General features: G+C 45.6%; 22 protein-coding genes. 8 read left to right on the plus strand and 14 right to left on the minus strand.

Annotation, left to right across the window (positions count from 1 at the left end; all coding sequences use genetic code 11):
• Positions 1 to 10: 10 nt before the first annotated feature.
• The 5 genes from CSH93_RS07850 to rpe form a co-directional block, all read right to left on the minus strand.
• Positions 11 to 1,234: an aspartate aminotransferase family protein gene (locus tag CSH93_RS07850; RefSeq protein WP_100642681.1), complete on the minus strand. Its 1,224-nt coding sequence runs from the start codon at positions 1,232 to 1,234 to the stop codon at positions 11 to 13.
• Between the two features lie 281 nt (positions 1,235 to 1,515).
• Positions 1,516 to 2,640, minus strand: a complete 1,125-nt coding sequence (locus CSH93_RS07855; RefSeq protein ID WP_164078323.1) for an HDOD domain-containing protein — start codon at positions 2,638 to 2,640, stop codon at positions 1,516 to 1,518.
• Between the two features lie 113 nt (positions 2,641 to 2,753).
• Complete coding sequence (locus CSH93_RS07860; protein WP_100642818.1) at positions 2,754 to 3,368, minus strand: anthranilate synthase component II; 615 nt, start codon at positions 3,366 to 3,368, stop codon at positions 2,754 to 2,756.
• Between the two features lie 4 nt (positions 3,369 to 3,372).
• Complete coding sequence (gene trpS, locus CSH93_RS07865) at positions 3,373 to 4,383, minus strand: tryptophan--tRNA ligase (protein WP_100642683.1); 1,011 nt, start codon at positions 4,381 to 4,383, stop codon at positions 3,373 to 3,375.
• A gap of 17 nt (positions 4,384 to 4,400) precedes the next feature.
• On the minus strand, positions 4,401 to 5,081 hold the full coding sequence (gene rpe, locus CSH93_RS07870) for a ribulose-phosphate 3-epimerase (protein ID WP_100642684.1): 681 nt from the start codon (positions 5,079 to 5,081) through the stop codon (positions 4,401 to 4,403).
• 336 nt (positions 5,082 to 5,417) lie between these two features.
• Here rpe and CSH93_RS07875 point away from each other — a divergent pair, with 336 nt between their 5' ends.
• From CSH93_RS07875 to CSH93_RS07885, 3 genes are all read left to right on the plus strand, one after another.
• Complete coding sequence (locus CSH93_RS07875; protein ID WP_100642685.1) at positions 5,418 to 6,059, plus strand: TorF family putative porin; 642 nt, start codon at positions 5,418 to 5,420, stop codon at positions 6,057 to 6,059.
• 228 nt (positions 6,060 to 6,287) lie between these two features.
• A complete protein-coding gene (locus CSH93_RS07880) occupies positions 6,288 to 6,599 on the plus strand; it encodes a hypothetical protein (RefSeq protein ID WP_100642686.1) in 312 nt (103 codons plus the stop codon).
• A 7-nt stretch (positions 6,600 to 6,606) separates the two neighbouring features.
• Positions 6,607 to 6,804: a DUF2970 domain-containing protein gene (locus CSH93_RS07885; protein WP_100642687.1), complete on the plus strand. Its 198-nt coding sequence runs from the start codon at positions 6,607 to 6,609 to the stop codon at positions 6,802 to 6,804.
• A gap of 16 nt (positions 6,805 to 6,820) precedes the next feature.
• Here the strand turns inward: CSH93_RS07885 and CSH93_RS07890 are convergent, their stop codons facing one another.
• From CSH93_RS07890 to pilM, 9 genes are all read right to left on the minus strand, one after another.
• Positions 6,821 to 7,645: a Dam family site-specific DNA-(adenine-N6)-methyltransferase gene (locus tag CSH93_RS07890; RefSeq protein ID WP_100642688.1), complete on the minus strand. Its 825-nt coding sequence runs from the start codon at positions 7,643 to 7,645 to the stop codon at positions 6,821 to 6,823.
• Between the two features lie 72 nt (positions 7,646 to 7,717).
• Positions 7,718 to 9,322 carry an SPOR domain-containing protein gene (locus tag CSH93_RS07895; RefSeq protein WP_100642689.1) on the minus strand — a complete coding sequence of 535 codons (1,605 nt, stop codon included), beginning with the start codon at positions 9,320 to 9,322 and terminating at the stop codon, positions 7,718 to 7,720.
• 75 nt (positions 9,323 to 9,397) lie between these two features.
• Entirely contained in the window at positions 9,398 to 10,465 is a 1,068-nt protein-coding gene (gene aroB, locus CSH93_RS07900) for a 3-dehydroquinate synthase (RefSeq protein WP_100642690.1), read from the minus strand.
• 17 nt (positions 10,466 to 10,482) lie between these two features.
• Positions 10,483 to 10,998 (minus strand): shikimate kinase AroK, encoded by a 516-nt coding sequence (gene aroK, locus CSH93_RS07905; protein ID WP_100642691.1) that lies wholly within the window; start codon positions 10,996 to 10,998, stop codon positions 10,483 to 10,485.
• A gap of 237 nt (positions 10,999 to 11,235) precedes the next feature.
• Positions 11,236 to 13,008 carry a type IV pilus secretin PilQ gene (locus CSH93_RS07910; protein WP_100642692.1) on the minus strand — a complete coding sequence of 591 codons (1,773 nt, stop codon included), beginning with the start codon at positions 13,006 to 13,008 and terminating at the stop codon, positions 11,236 to 11,238.
• Positions 13,001 to 13,549, minus strand: coding sequence for a pilus assembly protein PilP (locus tag CSH93_RS07915; protein ID WP_100642693.1), 549 nt, complete (start codon positions 13,547 to 13,549; stop codon positions 13,001 to 13,003). The genes CSH93_RS07910 and CSH93_RS07915 overlap by 8 nt, the downstream gene beginning before the upstream one ends.
• Entirely contained in the window at positions 13,546 to 14,172 is a 627-nt protein-coding gene (locus CSH93_RS07920; RefSeq protein WP_100642694.1) for a type IV pilus inner membrane component PilO, read from the minus strand. The genes CSH93_RS07915 and CSH93_RS07920 overlap by 4 nt, the downstream gene beginning before the upstream one ends.
• 1 nt (position 14,173) lies before the next feature.
• A complete protein-coding gene (locus CSH93_RS07925; RefSeq protein WP_100642695.1) occupies positions 14,174 to 14,755 on the minus strand; it encodes a PilN domain-containing protein in 582 nt (193 codons plus the stop codon).
• Complete coding sequence (pilM, locus tag CSH93_RS07930; RefSeq protein WP_100642819.1) at positions 14,743 to 15,807, minus strand: type IV pilus assembly protein PilM; 1,065 nt, start codon at positions 15,805 to 15,807, stop codon at positions 14,743 to 14,745. Before pilM ends, CSH93_RS07925 begins: the two co-directional genes overlap by 13 nt.
• A gap of 265 nt (positions 15,808 to 16,072) precedes the next feature.
• Between pilM and CSH93_RS07935 the strand changes: the two genes are divergently transcribed.
• The 5 genes from CSH93_RS07935 (at position 16,073) to CSH93_RS07955 (ending at position 22,211) form a co-directional block, all read left to right on the plus strand.
• On the plus strand, positions 16,073 to 18,811 hold the full coding sequence (locus CSH93_RS07935; RefSeq protein ID WP_100642696.1) for a penicillin-binding protein 1A: 2,739 nt from the start codon (positions 16,073 to 16,075) through the stop codon (positions 18,809 to 18,811).
• Positions 18,812 to 18,840: 29 nt separating this feature from the next.
• Positions 18,841 to 20,526: an NAD-dependent malic enzyme gene (locus CSH93_RS07940; RefSeq protein ID WP_100642697.1), complete on the plus strand. Its 1,686-nt coding sequence runs from the start codon at positions 18,841 to 18,843 to the stop codon at positions 20,524 to 20,526.
• A gap of 6 nt (positions 20,527 to 20,532) precedes the next feature.
• Complete coding sequence (locus CSH93_RS07945; RefSeq protein WP_100642698.1) at positions 20,533 to 21,288, plus strand: MBL fold metallo-hydrolase; 756 nt, start codon at positions 20,533 to 20,535, stop codon at positions 21,286 to 21,288.
• A 26-nt stretch (positions 21,289 to 21,314) separates the two neighbouring features.
• Positions 21,315 to 21,749, plus strand: a complete 435-nt coding sequence (locus tag CSH93_RS07950; protein ID WP_100642699.1) for a PAS domain-containing protein — start codon at positions 21,315 to 21,317, stop codon at positions 21,747 to 21,749.
• A 66-nt stretch (positions 21,750 to 21,815) separates the two neighbouring features.
• The gene (locus tag CSH93_RS07955) at positions 21,816 to 22,211 is read left to right on the plus strand and encodes a hypothetical protein (RefSeq protein ID WP_100642700.1); all 396 of its coding nucleotides are present in this window, start codon (positions 21,816 to 21,818) and stop codon (positions 22,209 to 22,211) included.
• Positions 22,212 to 22,219 lie beyond the last annotated feature (8 nt).

Below are 22,219 nucleotides of genomic sequence, written 5' to 3' on the forward strand. Positions count from 1 at the left end.
ACTGCTGCTATTAAGCGGCAGATTCCTGTGTAGCATTCACGATTTGCGCAACCGCTTTTTCGAAGCGTTCCATACCGGCATTGATATCTTCATCAGGAATAACCAGTGATGGCGCAAAACGGATCACGTTAGCACCAGCAACCAAACACATCAGATTTTGTTCAGTTGCAGCAACCATAAAGTCACGCGCACGGCCTTGATATTTTTCATTTAATGCACAACCCAACAGCATCCCTTTACCACGTACTTCACTGAATACATTGTATTTTTCGTTAATACGGTCAAGGTGCTTACGGAATAAAGCTTCTTTTGCGACAACACCGTTCATCACTTCAGGTGTGTTAACAATGTCAAACGCACGCTCAGCAACGGCACACGCTAGTGGGTTACCACCGTAAGTACTGCCATGAGTACCGGCCTTTAAGCTAGCGGCGATAGGCGCTGTAGTTAACATTGCGCCGATAGGGAATCCACCACCTAGTGATTTTGCTGTGGTTAAAATATCAGGTGTTACATCTAATCCCATGTATGCGTATAGGTGGCCAGTACGACCCACACCTGATTGAACTTCGTCAAAAATAAGCAATGCATTATGTTTGTCACATAAATCGCGTACACCTTTAACGAATGCTGGATCAGGTGAAATGATACCGCCTTCACCTTGTAGTGGTTCCATCATGACCGCACAGGTATTGTCTGAGATAAGCTGTTCGAAGGCTGCCAAATCATTGTAATCACAGTGTTGGATAGCGCCTGGCTTAGGCCCAAAACCATCAGAATAGGCTGCTTGCCCACCCACGGTGACGGTGAAGAAAGTACGTCCGTGGAAACCCTGTTTAAATGAAATGATTTGGTCTTTCGACTCACCAAAATGGTCAAGGGCATAACGACGGGCAAGTTTCAATGCTGCCTCATTGGCTTCAGCACCAGAGTTGGCAAAATATACACGCTCAGCAAACGTTGCATCGGTAAGCTTTTTGGCTAAACGAATGGCGGGTTCATTAGTAAACACGTTACTTAAATGCCACAGTTTTTCGCCTTGTTCTTTTAATGCCGCAACTAATTCAGGGTGGCAGTGACCCAATACGTTAACTGCGATTCCGCCGGCGAAGTCAATGTACTCGTTGCCTTCTTGATCCCATACGCGAGAGCCTTCCCCCTTGACTGGGATCATGGACGCAGGATTATAGTTTGGGACCATTACATCATTAAACATTTCACGAGTTACATTCATTAAACTACCCTCTATTCAGTTGCTGTTCGCTTTGTGCAACAGCAAAGATGTGTGCAAAAACTAGCCGACAAGTATGCCATTTCTTCTTTGTCTTGTCTCCATTGATCTGGCTCTAGTCCTTGAAAATAAAGGCTTTATGCAGCATTTTGCAAAAAAACTGCATAACTATTTAGGGGCTTAAATTTAAGCGCCGTAAGGCTGTACTAGAGGTTACGCATAGCGTTGATCGTCAGAGGATGTTGTAAACAAAATGTTGGTTTGCATAGTTATATGCAAAAAAATTAGTCTAATTCGTTTATAGAGGAGCTAAAGTTGAGCGGAATGTGGTGCAAGTCGATTTGATTGAGAGCCAAAATGTTGTCTTTGCCAATTTTACTGCTTGAAACGATGCAGTTTGCATCGTCAATATCGAGTAGGCGGTGTGCTTTGAGCATACGATATTTAGTGTATAAGCGAGAGCGATTGGTCAATTGGGCTAACGCGGGTTGCTCTTGGCTAGTATCACCGGCAGCAATTGCCTGCATGGCTGGCGTAACAGCGAGTCGTTTGAAACGCATATAGTGTAAAAGGTCAGCTGCAACATGGTCAGCAAAATCATTCCACAGCGCAATGATGAAATTGTTTGACGGCGTGATTTGGGTCAGCGCCTCATGCAACTGCCTTTTCTTGTTGGCTTGGGCTTGTTGCAAGGCTTCACGTTGTAATCGCTCAAACATTTTAAAATAGACCCGAGTCACTGCATTTCGGCCTATGGCTTGGAATAACCCGAGTACGTATGCATCATTTGGTCTGAGTTTATACTGTGGTGCCAAATGACGATTGGTTAATGCTACACCTAACGCGTAATGCCAAATATGCTGCTTAATTTCAGGGTAAGGGTCTGTGATCTGCGGTATACAGCGTTTGACAATCAACGTTGGAATAATTAACTGCAGGTTATCTATATTCAGAAAACTCAAGGCTGCCCTCAACGTCTCAACGACAATTACCTTGCCCCTTGAGTCTTTGCGCCGATGTTGTGGTGCATTTACAATTTTCATCAACTCTGGGTACATCCATGGGATGCTAGCGACGAGCGGCTCGACGCGCGGAATAGTGCAGGCTTTGACCGATAAAAGATCGAGTAGCTCTGCGACGGTATCGCCTAACCCCAGCCAATCTCTGTAAATAGCGCCTGGCAGCCTGATTTCTGTTTCAAAGTGGGTCAGCAATTGCTTATGAAAGTCATTTCTGACAGCGTCGACATAGGCTTGCTGAGTCATTTCCTGGCGTTGGCGATTTTCTATTGCCAGTTTTTCGACCTTCAACAGTTCGCGCCTAGCATAGCCTTGTTCGGAATCTTCGAACGCTATCATACCCGGCGTTTCGCGCCCCATCAGATCATTCGCCTCACTGACAGATGTCATTAAACTCTCAAAGCGATGATTGAGTATAGCGAGCTGATGTGGAGAAGCGTTTTTCATTTCTTGGTATTAACGTTTTATTGATGCTGAGACAACGGCATGTACTTGATAATAGCTTATGCGGCACCGACTGTCATAACTGTTTGATTCTGCTTATGGAATAAAAAGTTTTGCAGGATCTTGTGACCTTGAGTCGTTAACAGGGATTCAGGATGAAACTGAACGCCGTACAATGGCATCGATTTGTGCTCAAAGGCCATAATTTCGCGTAAACGTGGCTGACTGGCTTTAACCCATGCCGTGACAGTGAAATCGTTGGGCAAGGTGTCAGGTTTTACCACCAGTGAGTGATACCGCGTTGCTTCAAAGGGCGAGGAGACATCACGAAACAATGCTGAACCACTGTGTTCGACAGAAGATGTCTTGCCGTGCATGATCCGTTCGGCATTAACCACCTCAGCACCAAATGATTGAGCTATCGCCTGATGCCCCAGACAAACCCCTAGCATGGGAATTTTGCCCGCGAAGTGCTCGACAACTTGTAGTGTTATCCCTGCTTCATTGGGCGTACAGGGACCCGGCGATAAAACCAAGTAACGTGGCTTTATCGCATCGATGTCAGCAAGACTGATTTGGTTATTTCTCACAACCTCTACGGTTTGCCCAAGCTCGGTGAAATAACGTGCTAGATTGTAGGTAAACGAATCGAAGTTATCAATGAGTAACAGCACTGAATTAGCAGACCCTTGGCACGAATCCAACCGCTTCATATACGCTTGCTAATGTTTTCTCTGCTCGCGCTGAAGCATTTTCAGCACCGGCTTTCATAATCGCATCAAGTGCTGATCTATCATCGCGTAGCTGGTGAAAACGTTGTTGTATAGGCTCAACCATTGCCACGACTGCATCAGCAACGTCGCCTTTAAGGTGGCCGTACATCTTATCTTCGTATTCTGGTACTAGTTGTTCGACCGATTTGCCTGTTACTCCTGACAAGATCGACAGCAGGTTTGAAACACCGGGTTTTTCCTCAACGTCAAAGTAGATACGCGCTTGCTCATCGGAATCAGTTACTGCACGCTTGATCTTTTTGACCAGTTTTTTCGGGTCTTCCAATAACCCAATCACATTGTTGGGGTTAGTGTCTGATTTTGACATTTTCTTAGTCGGATCTTGTAAACTCATCACGCGCGCACCGTGCTGAGGGATAAAAGGCTCAGGCAGGGTTAAAACGTCGCCGTAAAGGTTGTTGAAACGCGTAGCAATATCACGGGTCAGCTCTAAGTGTTGTTTTTGGTCTTCGCCAACCGGCACTTCATTAGCTTGATAAATTAAGATGTCCGCTGCTTGCAAAACCGGGTAGCTATATAAACCGACGTTAACGTTTTGACTGTGTTTGGACGATTTGTCCTTGAACTGCGTCATGCGGTTCAATTCACCCATTTGCGCATAGCAATTTAAAACCCAGGCTAACTGAGCATGTTCAGGTACGTGAGACTGCATAAATATAGTGCTTTTGGCAGGATCTATCCCACAGGCGACATATAACGCTAAGCCATCTAAGCAAGCGTCATAAAGTGCTTTAGGATCTTGTCTCACGGTAATGGCGTGTAAATCAACCAGCATATACAAACAATCATGACTGTCTTGCATGGTGACCCATTGACGCAGAGCTCCCATGTAATTGCCCATAGTTAATTGTCCGGATGGCTGACAGCCGCTTAATACGATTGGTTTGCTACTCATGAGAAAAATTCTTTTGCTTATGCTTGGTTTAATGTTGCTAGTTCAGCGCGCATATCCGCGATAACTTTAGCGTAATCTGGCTGATTAAAGATAGCTGAGCCCGCGACGAACATGTCAGCGCCTGCTTCAGCGATTTGGCGAATATTATCGACTTTTACGCCGCCGTCAATTTCTATTCTCGTATCTAAGCCTCGCGCTTCAATCATTTGACGGGTTAATCTCAACTTTTCTAGTGTTGACGGAATAAAAGACTGACCACCAAACCCCGGATTGACCGACATTAGCAATACGTAGTCGAGTTTATCTAAAACATGTTCCAGCACATTTAAAGGTGTTGCCGGGTTTAGCACTAAACCTGCTTTGCATCCTGCATTGAGTATTAGTTGAATGCTGCGATCCACATGCCTTGACGCCTCGGGATGGAAACTGATCATATCAGCGCCCACTTTAGCAAAGCCTGAAATTAAGTCGTCTACCGGTTCAACCATGAGGTGGACGTCCATTGTCGCCGTAATCCCGTGCTTTCGCAGAGCACTGACGACCATCGGTCCAAAGGTTAAATTGGGTACATAATGGTTATCCATAACATCGACGTGGATGACGTCTGCTCCCGCGTCCAATACGCGTTGAACATCGTCACCAAGAGCTGCAAAATTTGCCGACAAAATAGAAGGCGCTATAAGAAATGGGCGTTGCACAATACACTCTCAAAAACCAGATTTGGGCGTAGCATATCAAATCTTAGCAAATGCTTGATACTATTTATAAATGGCACTAAAGTGGTGCAATTGGAGTGTAATGGTGCAATACGCGACAGTTTACGTTTTGTATTTCGTTATAACACTTTCACAAAATCCTTCAAAAACAAAAGGTTAAGTTTTTTGTGTAAATGTGGTTGTTGAGTGAAATATCGGCACTGGATTTGCGTGACGTTTGCTTAGAACAATAATAATACACTGCAGACAGATTTTTACTGCAGCTTACACAGGTGAGCTGACGAGTAAGCTAAAAATATAAAACAATGGAGAACACACATGAAACTCAAAAAGTTAGCAGCGCTTACAGCCCTAGCAATCAGTTCAACAATGGTAAGCCACACTGCTTCGGCAGGTTGGTCTGCAAATCTTGGCTTGATGACGGATTACCACTTCCGTGGCCTTCAACAAGCTGAATCAGCTTCTGCATATGCGGGTGCTGATTATGAATCAGAGGAAGGTTTCTACGTCGGTACTTGGGCGGCAGAAGTCGAAGACGGTCTAGAAGTTGATTTGTACGGCGGATACGGCACTGAATTTGAAAACGGTGTTGGTATGAGCGTTGGTTTTACTACTTATCAGTACACTGGTGATTTTGATTCTGCTTACAATGAGTTGAACTTTGGTATTTCATACGGATTCATCAGCGCAAGCTACAACATTGGTGATTGGGACGGTGTTGTTGGTGATGAAGCAAACACTGAATCTAAGTATGAGTATGTTGAAGTTACACTAGAACATGAAGGTTTCTATGCGACCTTTGGTAAGTTTGGCCGTGAATTCTCAGGAGAGTTTGGTGAGTTTGGTTACTCAACAGAATATGAAGGATTCGATATTGGTGCGGCGATCGTCATCAGTGGTAGCGAGCTAGATGATAGCGAATCGCTATATTTCACAATCGGCAAGACATTCTCTCTATAATTAAGAGAATATTACCGATAAAAAAGCGCGAAATTCGCGCTTTTTTTGTGCCTAAACAAAACCTTTTAGGGTCATGTTTAATTTTTAGTGGTTAATGGTTGAGCGTTGCTCATTTCGAGGTTAGGTGAAAATTTAACCGACCAGCGAACAAATTTATCCGATAAGTTCCTTTTCGTACCTCTTATATAGGCGTATACTTACGCCGTTCATCTATGGGGAGGGTTGCCAATGAACTGGAAGTCGTTAGGCAAGAAGAGTTTATTTGTCGCTACTGGAGTGTTTGCTCTAGGCGTAGTGCTGAGTGCAAATGCGCTTAAACCCCATTGGCAAGACAGTTGTGACACTGAAATTTCCCAACCCCTAAATGCACAGTCTCCATGCGCTTTAGTGGCGAACGAAAAGGTCAACTGGTTTGACTGGATCGGGGGGAAGTCACGCTCGTATCAATTTCATTTCTTAGATTTGTTGGAATTACTTTACAGTAATGACAGCGAAAGTCGCGATTCTATGGGTTCTTCGGCACCAACAGGCTCTATGTAGGCCATTTATGGCAGAAAATTCGCAAAAGCCAACATTCATACAAGTCTTAATGAGTGTCCTGGCGAGTTTTTTTGGGGTGCAAAGCCAAGCGAATTACCAACGAGACTTTGAGCAAACCACAATCGTGCCTTACATCATCGTGGGCGTTGTAATGGTCGTGCTGCTGGTGGTGAGTTTGGTCGTACTTGTGAATTGGTTGTTGTAGCTGTTCTGGTTGCACTTTATTTCTGGTGATACAACGCAAAAAGTTCACCAACGGCTTGTCGCTTTTCCGCATTTTGGCTAATAGAGCGTTTTACTTTTAATTTGCTTAACTGGGCATGTTGGTAGATCTCGCGAGTAAACGCCACGTCATGGTTGCTCAGCAGCACCGGAATGCCGCGGTTAAATGCGGTATGTTTTGCCAGTCGAGCTAATTCCACTTGTTGATCCAAGCTAAAACCTTTACTGCTGTAGTCTGTAAACATAGCGGTCGCATTGATCGGCACATAGGGCGGATCACAATATATAACTGAGCCTTTTCTAACCCGTCTGAAGACCTGATTAAACGACAAGCAGGTGAATACGGCTCGTTTAGATTTTTCAGCAAATATTTCTAATTCTTGCTCTGGAAAATAAGGTTTTACATAGCGACCAAAGGGGACATTAAAACCACCGCTGCGGTTATAGCGACACAAACCGTTATAGCCATGGCGATTCAAATACAGAAACAATAAGCTACGTAAATAAGGATCTTCTGTTTGGTTGAACTCGTCGCGTAGGGCGTAGTAAGCCGAATCTGTGTTGTTTTCAACAACGAAGTACCGTCTGGCGTCATCAATAAAGGTTTGTGGGCGTCGCTTTAGGGTTGAATACAGTTCAATGAGGTCGGGGTTAATGTCGTTTAGGTGGTACTTGTCAAAGTCACTGTTCAAAAACACTGACCCTGCGCCTACAAAGGGTTCTACTAACTTATCTGCGTCAGGTAACAGACCTACAATGCGTTCGGCTAAACTGTATTTCCCACCGGCCCACTTTAAAAACGCGCGGGTTTTCTTATTCTTCATTTTTCGCGCAACTACAAGCGGCTAAAGTCGCCAAATTGTACCCAGCAGCTCGTTAGCAAACAAGCTTTTGCACTATAAATCAGCGGGATTTCGTTCGCGCTCTATTTGCCTGATAGATTTTACAAAAGGCGTACTGATCTGGTTGTATTGCGGCAGTGTCGCAATTGCAGCGCGTGCACTGTCTATATCATTGAAAATATCATTCGCTACGATCACGTACCAAGGGTAACTATTGAGTGTTGATTGGTAGATCCATACGTCTTGAGTCAATGCATTGTCGAGAATAAATTGTTTTGCTAAACCCAAGCTACTCACGCCCGTTAATTGAATGACATAGCCATTGCCAAGCCCCTCAGGCAACCAAATAACATCTTGCTCTCTGGTTGTGCTGATTGGTTGTGCAGGAGGCTGTGTGTTGACTTCCGGTTGTGCGACGTTTGCTACTGCCTGCTCAGATTGCGTGGGATTCGCGGTTTGTATTGGGCCTTCAATACTATTAATCGATTGAGTGGGCATCGACACCACTTGAGAATTCTCACTTTGCTCTTTACTAATATCATCCAGCGCCGTAGGAACGGTTGCGGAGAGAGAGTCCATCGATTGCTGGGGGGCATTTCCATCGGATAAGGTAAGGTTTTCGCTCTCAGAAAGGGCGTTGCTTGACTGAGTCGCCGCATTCGATGTTTTCCATTGGGAAACTAACAGCTCGGAAGTTACTCTTGGTTTTGTTTCAACTACACTCTCACTTTCTCTCTCAGTTACCTGCGAGGTGTCAACGGCGTACGGCCCTGTTGTTTCAATGGATGTTTCAACGGAAGTCTCGACCAATGTCTCGGCAGTCTCTTGCGGGTTCGCGCTGAGTTGAAGAACCTCATTGTTTGCTAATTGAGTACCTGCTAATTGGCCAGGTACGCTGGTACTCGTAGCATTTTCCGCTATGTTTTCTATGCCAAAGAGCGCGGCAACTTTCTCGGGGTACTGCCACCATAAAAGGCCACCAAACGTCACGACAAAACAGGCGACTAGTAGAAGGGTGAACCAGGGTTTACGGAAAGGCGAGACTTTAGTCTCTATTGGTGCCTGAGATTGTTGGCGTAACGCTAAGCGTTGATGGAATGCCGCTCTTTTTTGGGCGATGAGTGCGTCTAACTCACTGGTTTCACCACTTACCACTTCTGAACTTAGTAGCAATGGAGTAGCGGTGTTTTTCGCAGGTAACCAATTTTGTGCTTGTTCAGCCCAAGCAGTTTCGCCGAATAATACGATATTTAGGTGCTGTTTATTGGCTGCGAAACGGCTTTGTAACACAAGCTCCCAAAGCTCTTGTAAGAAAGCGTTCGGCAACATTTGCGCTTGCATGATACCAATCAACACTGGACCATCATGGTGATTAAGTGACTCGAGAAGCTCATTTAAAGGCCTGATAAAGCTTCCCGCCACTTGGCCAAGTAGTTGCTGACACAGTTGTCGGCGGTATTGGACGATATTACTGTCAGCGTTTGCGGTGATAAAGGCAACTTCGGTGTGCTCATCTTGGCAGGCAAGAAAGCTTTCCAATGTTTTTCGTTGAGCGGCAATGGTGTCGCTACTAACAAAAATCAACTGTGATGAATAGTTCACCATTTGATTTAAGCGTTCATGAAGCTCTGAATACACTGCGTTCACTTGTTTATCCAATACCTGTGTCTATTAGTGTAGTGAACATTCATCTCTTCGCATACTAATTGGACTCGGTTGTCGAACAACTCACGCTTAAACGAAGATTTCTCTCAGCGTTTGCTCTGAAACAGCATCAGTCACAATAGCCTTACCAATACGCGTCGGGATAACAAAACGTATGCGGCTATCCAGTACCTTTTTATCGTGGCGCATGTGCTTCATGTATGTATCAAAGCCCATGTCGCTGGGTCCGCTGGTGGGCAATTCAAATGCTTGCAACAAACGTTCTACGCGACAAAAATCTGACGAAGAAAATGAAAATTCACGTCTTGCAGTTTCACAAGCAAGGATAATACCAGCTGACACGGCTTCACCGTGTAGCCAGTTGCCATAGCCTTGTTCCGCTTCAATCGCATGCCCAAAGGTGTGTCCAAGGTTGAGCAATGCTCGAATGCCACTTTCGCGTTCGTCTTGCGCAACAATTTCGGCCTTTATTTCACAACAACGTTGAATAGCATATTGAAGTGCTTCGGGCGCTTTGTCGCGTAATGCTTGTGTATTGTCTTCAAGCCATTTGAAAAAGTCAGCGTCATAAATGACGCCGTATTTAATGACTTCAGCCATTCCCGCAGAAAACTCACGAGCGGGCAATGTGGAGAGGGTTTGTGTATCAATCAGTACGGCTTGGGGTTGGTAAAATGCGCCAATCATGTTTTTACCCAACGGGTGATTGACCGCTGTTTTTCCGCCAACTGATGAGTCAACTTGTGCGAGTAGAGTGGTTGGGACCTGAATGAAAGGCATGCCGCGTTGATAGGTGGCCGCAACAAAACCAGTTAGATCGCCAACAACCCCGCCGCCGAGGGCTATCAAGGTGGTGTCACGAGCCGCTTCATTTTCAAGTAAAACGGTCATGACTTGCTGATAGGTTTCCAGTGTTTTGTATTGTTCACCATCATCAATCGCTACCGTTGTGATTAGGGTATCACCAAGCAGAGCTTCAATTTGCGCAAGATACAGTGGCGCAACGGTGGTGTTGGTTACTACGATGGCTTTTTTACGGATGTAGCGTGTTAGATGATCGCTGGCCTGTTGCAACAAGCCAGCGTCAATGATTATCGGGTAGCTACGTTCACCCAATTCAACCTGTAACGACATGATGGGTGAACCTCCAATTTTTACAACCCGATTTTATTGATAATCTGGTTCGCGACTGCGCGAGCGCTCTGGTCGTCGGTATCGACAACATAGTCGGCGACTTCTTCGTACATAGGGTTACGCTCTTCGGCAAGATCACGTAAAACTTGTTCTGGATTATCGTTTTGAAGTAGAGGACGACGCTTATCACGTTGAGTGCGAGCGACTTGTTTATCTATAGTCGTTTGAAGATATACTACGATTCCGCGAGCAGACAGTCTGTTACGCACAGCTTTGCTTACGACAGAGCCGCCACCTGTAGCAAGTACGATACCTTGCATGTCAGTTAAATCGTTGATAACCGTTTCTTCGCGTTTGCGGAAACCTTCTTCACCTTCTAGGTCAAAGATCCAAGCAATGTCAGCGCCTGTGCGACGTTCGATTTCTTGATCCGAATCATAAAATTCAAGGTGGAGTTCATCTGCGAGGTGTCTGCCTATGGTGCTTTTACCTGCGCCCATAGGACCAACTAAAAAGATATTACGTTTTTCAGCCATTTTGCTATTTTCACAACTCAGTATTGATAATAGGGCAGCGAATTGTTGCTCTGCTGACTACCCGTTCATGCGTGCATTGGGGAAATCGCCCATGTGCACGACTCCTCAGACCTCGTTAAAAATTTCGAGGGCGCGATTATCTCAGTTAAACTGGGCAATATGCAAGCTTCGTGGTGAAATCAACAAAAAAGCCGCAAAAATTGCGGCTTTTTCCAGTCAAACTTTCACTTTGTCGTGTTACAAGCTCTCATTCATGATTTTAGGTGTTACGAAAATCAACAGCTCGCGTTTCTGATAAATGGTTGAGGTGTTTCTGAACAGGGCTCCAACGACGGGCAAATCGCCCACCAACGGTACTTTTGTGACATCGTTGGTATTGGTTTGTTGGAAAATACCGCCTAGTACCACGGTTTCGCCATTTTCAACCAGCACTTGAGTGCTGATTTCTTGCGTATCGATGGCAACTGCTGGTCCAGTCGAAGTCGAAACGGTTTCACCGCGTGTATCTTGGGTAACAACCAAGTCGAGAATAATACGGTTATCTGGTGTGATATGCGGTGTAACTTTAAGGCTCAGTACTGCTTTTTTGAATTCAACAGATGTTGCGCCGCTCGATGTTGATTGTACGTACGGGATTTCAGTACCTTGTTCAATATACGCTTCTTGCTGGTTTGCTACTGTGATACGCGGGCTAGCGATGACTTCCCCTTTATTTTCTGACTCTAATGCAGATAGCTCTAAGTCAAGAATAGTGCCGTCAACAAGGCTTGCGACTTGGAAGCCAATACGACCAGCCGGGTTCGCTACAGGTAGATTAACATTTAAGCGGTCTGATAAAGATGGGATCACACCGCCGGCGATAGAGTCTGCACCTTCCAGTGAGCCCGATACTCCATCGTCACCTTGTCTGTCAGAGAATCCCCAGCGTACACCAAGCTCCTCATCAACATTGTCACGAACCGTAACCATCCGGCTTTCAATCAATACTTGCTTAACAGGAATATCAAGTTCTTTGACTACGCGACGAGCTTCATCAATGGATTCTTGAGTGTCACGGATCAATAGTGTGTTAGTACGTTCATCTACGCTAACGACACCACGCTCACTCAAAATACCACCACTGCCACTCTTCAATATTTCAGATAATGGCATTGCTTTAGCATAGTTCACCGTGATGCTTGCAGACTTCAACGGCGCTAAGCTTTTCACTTGCTGTTGCCCTTGAAGCTCTTGTGTTTCACGCGCCATCAATTCTTCTGATGGGGCAATCAATAGAATATTACCTTCTAGACGCTTACCTAGGCCTTTGATTTTTAGGATCATGTCTAATGCTTGATCCCATGGAACTGCTGAAAGGCTGATAGTGACGTTGCCTGTAACGGTATCGGTCGTCACTAAGTTAAATCCGTTCACTTGCGCAATAATTTGCAGTACTTGTCGTACGGGCACATCTTGGAAATCAAGAGATATTGGCTTTCCGGTATACGCACTCTTTTGTTCAAGCTCTTCCACTTGCTCTTCTGTTAACGGCGATACTTCAACGCTAATGTTACCGTCTTCATCATTTAAGCGTGCGGTAACTTGACCTTGGTATTCAATAACAACGCGTGATTCGGCTTCATCTTGGAAGGTTTCGATTTGTGTGATGGGAGTGCCAAATTCATTCACTGCGATTTTAACGAATTGGTCATCTGCAAGGCGTGTTGCCGGTAACGTAACCGTGATCTTTCCTTGAGACTCTATCAACTGTGGCGTCGCTGGGGTTGAATCAAAGGCAATGATAGCCACGCCTTCACCATTGCTACCGCGTTTAAAATCGATACCGGTTAATGACGTTGTAAATACGCTTTGGATCTCTGCGTTAGGATCCATTAACTCTACGTCTTGAGCCCATGCTTTTGCCCACACGCTACCACCGGCGGCCAATACGGCGCATGTCGCTGCCATCCAGATATATTTTCGTGTGCGATTTTGATTTAGTTTTTTATTAAAGATAAAACGCTCAGACATTATCGTTCTCTCCTGCCAATGACGCCATAGTCAGTTCAGTTTCTTTTCGCTGCCAACAGCCAGCGCCATCTGGAAGTAACTCAGTAATAGTGACGGTTTGATTCGTAATGGCGGTTATTTTGCCATGAAATAAACCCAAATGGTTCCCATAAGATGCTTTATGTAATGAACCATCATTGGTTTTAAATAAAACCCAAGTTTTATTGGCTACATTAAATACACCTGACATCGTTATGGCATCAATTCCATAATTCTCTAACGGTTCTTTCGTGCGAGCGAAGTCAGGCTGTAAGCAATTGGCTTTTGCCACCTCGGCCGCAGGTTGTTCGATTGTGCGAGGTCGTACAAACGGACTACGCAATGTATTCGCTGAATAATCAAAAGGTGGCTGAGCTTCAAACTCGGGATAGGGTTCAATTTGAACTTGAGTTTGCGCTTTCACCTGTTGAGTATACGCTTGTAAGTCACTGATATCAGCCGTACAACCGGTTAAGGCTATTATTGCTGCTATAGCAAGGGGTTTCACAATACGCTGTTTCATTGTGCACCTCCTGTCGCTTTTTGGGCAGTGGGAGATGACGTTAAAGCGGTACGGTAGGTCTTAGCCTGCATTTGCAACTTAAGTCCGTCCTGTTCACTTTCGATTTCAAAGTCATGAAGCGTCACAATCCGTGGCAAGCCTGCGATTGATGATACGAAGTCACCAAATTCGTGATAGCTACCTTTCACTTCAAGCTCAATCGGTAATTCAGTATAAAATTCTTTGGGTATTTCATTCTGCCAATTCAACAAGCGGAAGGTTAAACCGGCACTTGTACCCACATAAGTAATATCATCAAGCAACCCTGGTGTTTCATTACTGGTGGGCAAAGAGCGCAACATTGAACTGAAGTCTTCTTCGATACGCGCAAGTTGCTCTTGATAGGCTTCTAGGTTCACTGCGATACGGTATTTCGCTTCAAATTCACGTTTCAGCTCGAGCTCTTTGAGCTCTGCCGCATCTAACTGTGGTAGTTTACTGCTTACAATCAGGTTGTAGCTTAAAATACCGACAATGATGGCGAGAACCAAAGCAACCACTGACTTGATTTCAAATGGCCAAACGGCAACATTCTCAAAATCAAGTTCATTCATTTCCTTTAGTTTTGCAAAATCAAATTGCATCTTATTTACCCTCCTTGTTGGCGACTTGTAGCTGTGGTGCTACACGAGGGCTGATAGAAAACGTTAACTTAAATTCGCTAACGGCTTCTGAAGAAGTCGTATCGGCGACAATCGATGACAGGACGCCATTAGTGAACACATCTGACGTTTCCAAGCGACGCATAAAGTCAGAGAGGCGATTGTTACTGTCACTGATGCCATCTATATCAATTCTGTTGCCTGTGCGCGTCATGGTTCTGAATGCTACGCCTGGTGGCACTATGCGGGCCAGTTCATCAAATACGCGTGGCGCAATATTACGACTGGTTTGTAGTTGCTCAATCAGTGCCATACGCTGTTCGATAGCTAACTTTGCGTCCTTGATGGTTTTGATCTTTTGGATCTGCGCATCGAGGGTGCGGATTTCAGCAGACAAATAGTCATTTCTCGCGTTTTGCTGGCTGATCTGTTGGTCGATAAACGCGCCGACAAACCAGAAAACCAATCCGACGAATACGGCGGTGACAAACAACACTCCAAGGTATTGTTGCTTTTGGGCTTGACGTTGCTTCTCACGCCAGGGGAGAAGATTTATATGTGCCATGGGTTAAAACTCCTGCTGGCTAACCCGGCGGCAATCGTCATTTGCGGGGCAATCATCATTGCTTTTTCAACATCGATATTTTTCGCAAATTGCATGTTGCTAAACGGATTAAAAATCTCAACTGCAACGCCTAAGTCTTGCTCTAATAGTGTTGCTAACTCACCAATTACTGCGCCACCACCACTGAGTACTAACTTTTCTGGGCGGTTAGCATGGGTAGCGCTAATATACATTTGCATCGCGCGGTTAATATGCTGCTGCAAATTCGAAGCGAATATTGGCAGTATTTCCTGTTTCCACGTTTCTGGAAGCTCGCCATTGATAAGCTGATTCTGAGCATCTTCGCGCTCTAGCATCATAGATGCGCAGATATCTTGTAGTAATGCATCAGTACCAAAATTGTGTTCTTTACTATATTCAACTTCGCCATCTCGAGTTACTGATACCTGTAATAGAGAGGCGCCTATATTGATACATACGGTTGATGCTTCACTGGGCGGATAAAATGCGGTAACAGCATTAGCCATTGCATAGCCTTCGATATCAATGATCTTAGGTTCGAATGGAATTTCGCGTATCAAGGTTACGCGGGAATCGACAATATCTTTGTGCGCAGCACTAAGTAATACGTTGACTTGATCCATATGGGTTTTGCTTGGACCAAGCTCTTCAAAGTCTAAGTAGACTTCCTCTAGCGGGTAGGGGATCAAACTATCTGCTTCAATCTCGATTTGCCCTTCCAACTCATAATCAGTTTGGTCAGGTTGCATTTGCACTACTTTAGTTAGCACAGATGCGCCAGCAACGGCGATGGCAACATCTTTCACTTTCTTTTTGTTCAGGCCCACTTTAACTTTTTTCAAGCACTGACTGACGGCGTCAAAATCTTTTAACTCTCGCTCAGCAAATGCGTTCCCATTAATGGGCTCGCATGCGAGTGCGGCTACAGTATACGTGTCGCCTGTTTGTTCTAACAGGACGGCTTTAATGAAGCGAGTGCCTATATCCAACCCTATGATGGGGGGAGCGCTTCTGCTAAACAGAGATTTCATTAAATCGTTATTCCGCGTCATTGGCGTTTTGTCATGGCTGCAATTCCTATGAAGCCATCATACGCCGTTATTTTCAATAATATGGTTCTATTATCGACACTTACGTATAATCCTAGACAAGTAATTGTCGATCTGACCTGTTAACGTCATTGCAAATAACAGCAAAACGATGCCGTAACGCGTGTGTTTTCGACAGCGATTTTATCTTTGCGATTAGTTATAATATAAGACATTTCAACGATTTTGCCTCGGAATCTGAAATTTTGTGAAGTACATCAAGCCGTTATTAATGCTATTTGTCATAGGATCAGCCCTTGGTTTTGCGCTGCTGGTTGGTATTTATTTTTATATCAAACCGGAGCTGCCAAGTGTAGATGTACTGAAGGAGGTAAGACTTCAAACCCCCATGCGGATTTACACCCATGATGGTAAATTGATCTCGCAATATGGCGTTAAGCGCCGTATTCCGCTGACGTTGGAGCAAATCCCAGAGCAGTTAAAGCAAGCCTTACTCGCCACTGAAGACAGTCGATTTTATGATCATATAGGCATTGACCCGATTGGTGTAATGCGTGCCGGGGTTAATTTAATCGTGACCGGTGAAAAGAGTCAGGGAGCCAGTACGCTCACCATGCAGCTCGCTCGATCTTTCTTTTTAACCCGCGAAAAAACCTACATTCGAAAGATAAAAGAGATCTTTATCGCGTTACACATGGAGCGCGTGCTAACCAAAGATGAGATCTTAACCTTGTATTTAAACAAAGTTGAGTTGGGTCATCGAGCGTTTGGCGTAGGGGCCGCCGCGCAAGTTTATTATGGTAAATCCGTAGACCAATTAACCTTGGCCGAGATTGCGACCATTGCGGGGTTGCCGCAAGCGCCTTCAGTACTTAACCCTATTAGTCGACCCGACCGTTCGGTCGAGCGTAGACGCATTGTATTGTTACGTATGCTAGATGAAGGCTTTATAACGCGTGAGCAATACCTCGCGGCCAATGAGGCGCCGGTTACTGCGCGTAAGCACGGCGCAGAGATTGAAGTCGATGCGCCTTACCTTGCGGATGTCATTTATAACGAAATGATCAGTATTTATGGCAAAGAAGAAGCCGAAACCGGTGGATATCAAGTTTATGCGACTGCGCCGTCAACCATGCAGATCGCTGCGCAACACGCCGTAATCCGGAATATTCACGATTATGATGAACGTCATGGGTATCGTGGGCCGATGGGATACTTATGGGAAGTGCCAGAGAGCACTACCGACAGTAATGAAGATGATACGTTAGATGCCGCGAGCAGTGAAAGTGATGCACTTGAGCTAGACGCTGACATTGAGCATGAAGATTTATACGCAGAGGCCCTCCCTGCATTTGAGCCGCCGCTTGCCAATGAAGAAATCATGCAGCAGTTGCAAGCAATATCGCCGATTGATCCGCTCATTCCGGCTGTTGTGACAGAAGTCGCGGACAGCAGTGTTAGAGCACTCATTATCCAAGATGATAGAACGCTAAAAGCTATCCATATTGAATGGCCAGGATTGGCGTGGGCGAGAGAATATATCAGCGACTCTAAACAGGGGCCAGATCCGCAAGTGGCGTCTGATATTCTGGCGTCTGGTGCATTGGTGTGGGTGCGCAAACAAGAAGGGGCATGGCGTTTATCCCAGCTTCCTGATGTCAGCGCAGCGTTTGTAGCACTTGATCCCAGCAATGGGGCTGTTCAAGCCGTAGTGGGCGGTTACAACTTTTATCAAAGTCAGTTCAACAGGGCGACTCAGGCTAAACGTCAAGTTGGCTCTAATATTAAACCGTTTGTCTATTCTGCAGCGATTAACAGCGGTTATACGTTAGCGAGTATTATTAATGATGCGCCCATTAATCAGTGGGATGCCAGTAGCGGAATCGCATGGCGACCGCAAAACTCTCCGGCCGAATACGATGGGCCTGTGCGCATGCGCTACGCGCTGGGGCGTTCTAAAAACGTTGTGTCAGTTCGATTATTGCGCGGCGTTGGTTTAGATGAAACGGTCCAATACCTGACGCGTTTTGGTTTTGACCGAGGCGATATTCCACGTGATGAAACGGTATCATTGGGGTCGGGCTCTCATACACCGATGGAAGTGGCACGAGGTTTTGCCGCTTTTGCGAATGGTGGATTCTTAGTACAGCCTTACTTTATTTCCCACATCACCAATGAACAAGGCGTTGAAATATGGCGAGCAAATCCACCTTTGGCTTGCGATCCTTGTAATGTGAACGATGAAGATGACGTCAAGGAATCATTGGAAACGACCGATTTAGAGGCATTATTAGCGCAACAGTTTGCCGACTTAGGCGAGCAAAATGGTACAGCAGACATTTCCTCTGAACTAACGCCTGCAGAGCACTTACAAGCTGAGCGTGTGATCAGTGAGCATAATGCTTTTTTAACAAGAGAGATGATGCGAACCGCGGTGCGTGCAAATGGTAGTTGGAATAACAATACCTATTGGTTAGGCACGGGATGGCGAGCACGGAATATTCTACAACGAACTGATATAGGTGGTAAGACCGGTACGACGAACGATTCGCGCGATACTTGGTTTAGCGGTTTTGCACCGGGGCTCGTTGCGACATCCTGGGTTGGCTTTGATGATATGAGTCGCCAGTTAGGCCGTGTTACTCGAAATCAAAACTTGGTCAATATGGATCCTGAGAAATTCAATTGGATTGGTAATGCTTTGATTGGAGTAGAGGATGGCGCAAAGGCTGCCCAGCCGGCGTGGATCCGCTTTATGCAGACGGTTTTGGATGGCGTCGAGGAGCAACCTACCATGATCCCGGATGGATTATTGCGGGTGCGTATCGACCGATCTACTGGGTTATTGACACCGCGAACGGATCACACAACCCTGTTTGAGTATTTTATACCGGGCACAGAACCGACACGATATGTGCTGGAAGAGGACATCATCGATCCAGCGACAGAACAAACAACAACGCCTGAAAGCGAAGAAATCTTCTAGGTGTTCGATTACATTATTTGAGACGGTGAATGGCTAACAATAATTATTTATACATCCCCCATGCAGGTCCAGCGTTGCTTGAAACGCCGCTGCTGAATAAAGGTAGTGCCTTTAGTTCAGACGAAAGGGTTCTTTTCAATTTAACCGGTTTGTTGCCTCCGCGTTACGAATCGATAGATGAGCAAGTTGAACGTGCGTACATGCAGTACAAGAGTTTTGAAAACCCTCTTAACAAGCATATTTATCTGCGCTCTATCCAAGATACCAATGAAACCTTGTTCTACAAGCTTATCCAAGCGCACATTGATGAAATGATGCCGATAATCTACACCCCGACTGTTGGGGATGCCTGTGAGCAGTTTTCTGATATTTATCGTTCATCTCGCGGACTCTTTATTGCCTACAGCGAGCGTCACCAAATAGATGACATTTTACGCAATGCGACGAAGCGCAAAGTAAAGGTTATTGTGGTAACCGATGGCGAACGTATTCTAGGTTTGGGCGATCAGGGCATCGGTGGTATGGGTATACCGATTGGTAAGTTGTCTTTATATACCGCGTGTGGCGGGATAAGCCCGGCCTACACCTTGCCGGTGATGCTAGATGTGGGCACCAACAATCAAAAGCTGTTGGATGACCCTATGTATATGGGCTCGCGTCATCCGCGCATCAGTCAGCAAGAATATGATGAGTTCGTTGACTTGTTTATCAAGGCGGTCAAGCGTCGTTGGCCAGAAGCAATGCTGCAATTTGAAGATTTTGCTCAGCCCAATGCTATGCCATTATTGTCACGCTATCGCGATAAAATTTGCTGTTTCAATGATGATATTCAGGGCACAGCTGCGGTAACACTCGGCACAATCTTAGCCGCCTGTCGAGTTAAACAAGCCAAACTGTCAGACATGAAAGTCGTCTTTGTTGGAGCCGGTTCAGCGGGGTGTGGTATTGCTGAGATGCTGATCCAGCAAATGGTCAGTGAAGGATTAAGTGATGCGCAAGCACGTCAGCAGATCTTTATGGTCGACCGGTTTGGTTTATTGACCGAAGGCATGGAAGGTCTGCGTGATTTCCAACAGCGTTTGCAACAATCAACAGCGGATCTTGAAGAGTGGGCCTATAGTGGTGACTACGCCAGTCTGTTGGATGTGGTGAATTGTGCTAAACCTGATGTACTGATCGGTGTTTCGGGTCAGCCTGGCTTGTTTACTGAGCAAGTAATAAGAGCAATGGCGAAACACTGTGAACAGCCCATCATCTTCCCATTGAGCAATCCATCGCGCCAAGTAGAAGCACGCCCAGAGCAGGTAATAGAGTGGACTGAAGGAAATGTGATTATTGCAACTGGTAGTCCGTTTAAGCCCGTCGAGTATGACGGAAAAACATTCCCTATCGCACAATGCAACAACAGTTACATCTTCCCGGGTATTGGGTTGGGGGTTATTGCCAGCAAAGCGAAATTGATCAGTGATGAAATGTTAATGGCGACCAGTAATGCGTTAGCTGATGCATCTCCTCTAGCCTTAGGGCAAGGGAATGAGCTATTACCTCCCTTAACGACGATTGCTGAGCTCAGTAAGAAGATTGCTTTTGCGGTTGCTAAAGTGGCGGTTGAACAAGGCTTGGCATTAGAACAATCTGATGAAATGCTGAACAACGCCATTGAACGTAATTTCTGGCAGGCAGAATATCGCCCATACAAGCGTGTGAGCATATAATTGACGATGCAAATTCATAGACTCAAAGGTTATATTCAAAATATATATTTGGTCGAGTATGACCATGGCTTATTGCTGCTTGATGGCTGTAGTAAAGCGGATGTAAATAAGGTGTGTGACTATATTTCGCACCAGTTGAAGCGACCTTTGAGTGATTTGACATCGTTAGTTGTGACACACATGCACCCTGATCATGCTGGTGGCGCGCATCGTTTACGCGAGCGTACAGGGTGCAAGGTATATGCACACCCCAAAGCAGCGCGCTGGTATTCAGGAATCGCAGGAAGGCTAGCTCACATCATCGATATTAGTTTGGCGTTGTGGGTGGCGGGGCGCCTGGGTCAACCCAAAAAAGGCATTTGGTATGATGCTGTATTGCGACCAGATGCAGTTTTGAAAGATATGGACCCAGTGCCAAACTTTCCAGAATGGCGTGCGTTACATACCCCTGGGCACACAGATCACGATTTGTCGTTGTTACATGAAAACTCGCAACAAGTGTATGTGGCTGACTTGATTGTGCGGGTGAAAAACCAATACGTACCGCCGTATCCGGTATGTCATCCCAATCAGTATAAGCGTTCGCTAGCGCGGATCGCTGAGCTGACGCATCCAACTATATTTTTCGCTCACGCGGCGCCGGCAGAATTAGCACCGCAAACTTTCGAAACCATTATGCAGCTTGCTCCGCATGAGCCTAAGAATCATTGGCGATCCATGAAATCTCGGATCCATCGAGTACTCCGTTTACCGCTGAGTTAAACATTGATAATTGAGCAGTCTGAACTATGCTCAACTTATTAGCGTTGTGTTTAACCTGTAGTATGAAAGATTACGCCTATTCAATTTTGGAAATATTGCCTACCGCTACGGCAATCATTAAGCACATACCGGATTCTCTCAATCACGAGTTGATCTATGTAAATCCGGCATTAACGGCTTTATTAGGCTGGGTGCGTGAAGATATTCCAGACAAAGATGCCTGGTGGAAGCGAGCCTATCCGGATCCCGACTACCAAAAAGTAGTGGAGCGGCAGTGGGAGCTAGCAATGGAAACCGCGAGTGCTTCGCAATATAAACATGTGATGATGGACGTGAATATCATGACTAAATTTGGCCATGTCCAGCGTTGCCGTGTGTATACCGAGCAACCGGGGACGTTAATTCCAGGTCATTATATTGTTGCTTTTATGCCCTGTGAGGCTGAGGATTGCTCGAAATAACCTGTTGTTGCGAACTGAATTATGTATAGTCAGTGTAATCTTGCACGGACACCAAACAACCTCTAGATGATGAAAAAAGCGGACTTTTCAATCCAACGTAAGGATCGCATGATCAGCGTAAAGTTAATCGGGAAATGGACGACGTCTGCCGATCTAGCTTACCTTACCTCTCTTTCTCAGGCGATTAATGCAATGCGAAGAGGTACTTGGGGGATCATAGTGGATATGCGGCAATGGCAAGTGGATGAGTCTGTTGCCGAAGAAAATAAAAACTACCCAGTGGTGATAGACCGTCGTAATCAAATTGCTGAAGCTTGGCTAGTAAATGATGCTAAACAAGCTCAGCATTTGGATAAGTACTTTGAATCCCTGCCATTTTCTCCGCTTCGTGTGCAGAGCCAATCAGAACTCAACGCGTGGGCAAATGCCCATGGCTTACCGCTTGATAGTGAATACTACTGACCCGCGGT

Origin of the sequence: Neoalteromonas facilis (assembly GCF_002807665.1) — a bacterium.
GTDB lineage: Bacteria > Pseudomonadota > Gammaproteobacteria > Enterobacterales > Alteromonadaceae > Alteromonas_E > Alteromonas_E facilis.